At 42.5% G+C, this 723-nt stretch carries 1 protein-coding gene; it reads right to left on the bottom strand.

What is annotated here, in order from left to right; genetic code table 11:
• A partial coding sequence (locus ODQ17_RS19050) for an IS5 family transposase (RefSeq protein ID WP_322905626.1) occupies positions 1 to 543 on the bottom strand: 543 nt, incomplete at its 3' end.
• Between the last annotated feature and the right edge of the window lie 180 nt (positions 544 to 723).

Here is a 723-nt window from a genome sequence, read left to right as displayed (position 1 = left end):
TTTATTACCAGCAGCTTCAGCTTTTGTACTTACTTCTTGACCAAGGCTTAACCAGGTAGCAAGTAGAATCAGACCCTGATGGTCGGAGCGATGGGCACCATGGACGACAACATCGAGAAGTAATCCCATGGTATCCACGAGGATTGTACGTTTACGACCATTGACCTTTTTTCCGCCGTCATAGCCAGTTTCTTGGCCAGTTCCAGCCTTTTTAAGTGACTGTGAATCTAAACAACCGGCACTAGGGTGAGTATTTCTTCCAGCTTTGAGCCGAACTTTCTCACGGAAGATACGGTTTAATTTTTTCCAGGTACCATCTTCGTGCCATTGCTGGAAATAACCATAGACCGTTCGCCATTTAGGAAAATCATGGGGCAGAAGTCGCCAGGCACACCCCGTTCTGAGCATGTAAAAAATAGCATTGAGTATCTCCCGCAGACTAGTTTTCCGTTTTCTTCCCCCAGTTTTTGCTTTGGGTAAATGAGGTTCTACCAATTGCCAATGGCTATCAGTGATGACCGTGCTGTAAAATTCCCGGATTATCATTAATTATGGTGAAAATTTTATTCTTTTCACCATTTTCCATTCTTCACCCTACTTTTCAAACACGCTCTAAAGGGGAGAATTAAAGTGAAAAGCGTTCAAAAAAAAGAACAGCAAAATTAGAAGTAGCAGCTCGCCAATCTTGGATAGAGCGTTGCCATTTTTTAGTGATGTTATTTA

Origin of the sequence: Acinetobacter sp. IRS14, assembly GCF_034650275.1 — a bacterium.
Taxonomy (GTDB): Bacteria; Pseudomonadota; Gammaproteobacteria; order Pseudomonadales; family Moraxellaceae; genus Acinetobacter; species Acinetobacter oleivorans.
This window is presented reverse-complemented; position numbering and strand designations above follow the sequence as displayed.